The sequence below is a fragment of the Okeania sp. SIO2B9 genome, from assembly GCF_010672505.1.
In the GTDB taxonomy this organism is placed as follows: domain Bacteria; phylum Cyanobacteriota; class Cyanobacteriia; order Cyanobacteriales; family Microcoleaceae; genus Okeania; species Okeania hirsuta.
In genome coordinates, this window is the sequence record NZ_JAAHGK010001163.1 from 1 (window position 1) to 2,426 (window position 2,426).

General features: G+C 33.3%; 3 protein-coding genes. 1 reads left to right on the top strand and 2 read right to left on the bottom strand.

The window, feature by feature from the left end; genetic code table 11:
- On the bottom strand, positions 1 to 1,842 hold a 1,842-nt coding region (locus tag F6K13_RS28450; protein ID WP_287289211.1), incomplete at its 3' end, for a TOMM precursor leader peptide-binding protein.
- 78 nt (positions 1,843 to 1,920) lie between these two features.
- Here F6K13_RS28450 and F6K13_RS28455 point away from each other — a divergent pair.
- The gene (locus F6K13_RS28455; RefSeq protein ID WP_124146317.1) at positions 1,921 to 2,070 is read left to right on the top strand and encodes an element excision factor XisI family protein; all 150 of its coding nucleotides are present in this window, start codon (positions 1,921 to 1,923) and stop codon (positions 2,068 to 2,070) included.
- A 35-nt stretch (positions 2,071 to 2,105) separates the two neighbouring features.
- Here F6K13_RS28455 and F6K13_RS28460 read toward each other — a convergent pair whose 3' ends face one another.
- The gene (locus tag F6K13_RS28460; protein WP_124146310.1) at positions 2,106 to 2,351 is read right to left on the bottom strand and encodes a hypothetical protein; all 246 of its coding nucleotides are present in this window, start codon (positions 2,349 to 2,351) and stop codon (positions 2,106 to 2,108) included.
- Positions 2,352 to 2,426: the final 75 nt, after the last annotated feature.

Consider the following 2,426-nt stretch of genomic DNA (forward strand, 5'->3'; position numbering starts at 1 on the left):
GAAATGTGCCCCATATCCTAATATAATATCTTCTACTTCTCTATCATTTCTAGAACTAATAGCAGCAAAACAAGGAATATTCAAATCGCTCGTAATATCTAACACCCATAAATCCCGATTCAGACTTTGATAATATTGTTTTAACTGCTGAAAATAAGGTTGTTTAAAACTGTCTAAATATACTTGAGGTTTTGATAAACGATTGTACCACCATAAAGCCACACAATCCCGTTCTACTAACTCCATAAACCCTTGTAAAATTGCTTCCTCTATCGTATTTCCTGCCGTACAACCATTAGAATCAGCCCAACAATCTAAGAAATCAGAAGAATCAGATTCAGGATATCCATAGTAACAGTAAGAAGTAGGTAAATATTTAAACTCTTGAGCAGTTAAAGACCATACAGGAGTCCAATCAATTACTCTAGTTTCATCAAAGGGTTCTGGTACTTTTTGAAACCACCCTTTACACTCAACATTCCACTCTTTTCGATTTTGGTATTGTTCCTCACTAAAAATCATGCATTGATTCGGATGAATAGCTTTTTCTACCAATTTTTCATAACTCCCTTGTTCTCTAATTTCATCTCCTTGAAACACCCCCGAATAACGTTCGATCGCCTCACAAAAACCGCTAGCTCTTGCTTGACTATCAGTTCTCCCTTTCCCGGCACTTCTGCCACCCATATTTTGACGTAAGCTATCTAAATTGTCGAAAATATTCCTAAAATGATGTTTGGCAACATAAGTATGAACTAATCCTTGACTGGTAATTTTTGCCAATTCTCGCACAACACCCGTAATCGGACTAATATGATGTTGATACTTTCTCAAAGTTTCTTCAGGAGAACAAAAACGATGCCCTCCATCAGAAGTGAAGGCTTTTTTTCGATGTCCTAAAACTACAGGTAAAGGTTGTTTATTAAATACTTTTCCGCAACTAAAACATTGAGGGCGTTTAACTAAAATGTGGTTTTGAGTTTGTAGAGTTAGATGGTCATAAGTAATCAGATTTCCTGCTAATCTAGGATTGCCTTTTTGGATAATCCATTTAAAAATTTCTGTTGCAGCTATGGTTAAAGTTGTTTGGATTGTTGCCTGAGAAAAACCCAGGGGGGAAGTTAAAAGTTTTGCTTCCTCTTTCTTTCTATTAATGAACTCTTCAATCGGTCGATTATCTCGCCAACGCTGTGCAAAACAATCCCAACATCCTGTTTGATCGGGTTGAAATAAAGGTCCGATCCAACCAATTGTTCCTAATGGTTTGATTAACATCCAAGGAGTTTGAGAAGCTAAAGCCTGTTTGTTAAATTCATCTAAGTTAGGATGGAGATAATCGTCAGTCAAAATAATCGTTAAATCTCCTGAATCAGCCACTTGAATCTGAAAAGATTTTAACAGGGAAATAAAATCTTTATCTGTTACCGAACCTAATGTTTTGACAGTAACTTTAATCGATTGTAATTGATTATAAGCTTGAGACTGAGAAATCTGAATATGATGACAAAAAATAGCTAAATTAGACGGTAATAATTCATTATTTTCTAATAGATACCCTTGTTTGTTTAATTGAAACAGAGCTTGTTGAATTTTAATACTGAAATTCAGAATATCTTGGAAAAAATTAGGATTTTCTGGTGTTAATTCTTGGTATTGTATAATTTCTAATTGCAGAATATCAATAATTTCATCAACATTACGTTTACCATCAATTAACTGAACTAAACGATAATAAAGTGGGTCTTGTAAACAGACAGATTCTCTTTCAGATATGAAAAATACCGTATCTGGTTCGAGAGTTTCAATTAAGTAAGCAGGATTAAAACTAGGTTGATTGAGCATATTTTTCAAATTTTCTTGCCAAAATAATTTGATTCTACAAAGGGAATGATGGAGGGTTGATTGAATAATTTTTGATTAATTACTCAAGAATGGGAGGACGATATACAAGTTCATGGATGTTTAGTTCATATAGAAATTATTGGGGATAAACTATGGATACATCGGGGTGGTTTGGAAGATGGTATTGCTAAGGATATAATAAATCGTCGATCTATAACACTGATTTAATAGAGGGTTAGATATATTCGTGCAACAAAGCTATTTCATAAATTTCTTGTTAAATAATATAGTAGAGAAAATCCCCCGAAAAATATTACAGGAATTGCTATCATCACAATCACTAAACCTAAAGGTACTCCAAAAGATATGACATAGACGACAATTGCAGTATAAGGGATTAATAAACCTATTCCGGCAAGAGTTAATTTTTTTGGAGTCCATTTAATATCTTTTTTTAGAGGCTTTTCGAGCATTTTTGCATCTTTACCTTTTAAGATTTTTCTTGCCATAAACTACTCCTTATATTAAAAATGACGATACTGTTCAATGTAATTTATTTTGATTTTAACTATTGTACAAAACTG

Coding starts and splice junctions, on each gene's coding strand:
- F6K13_RS28460 (WP_124146310.1), bottom strand. CDS start 2,351: ATGGCAAGAAAAATCTTAAAAGGTAAAGATGCAAAAATGCTCGAAAAG.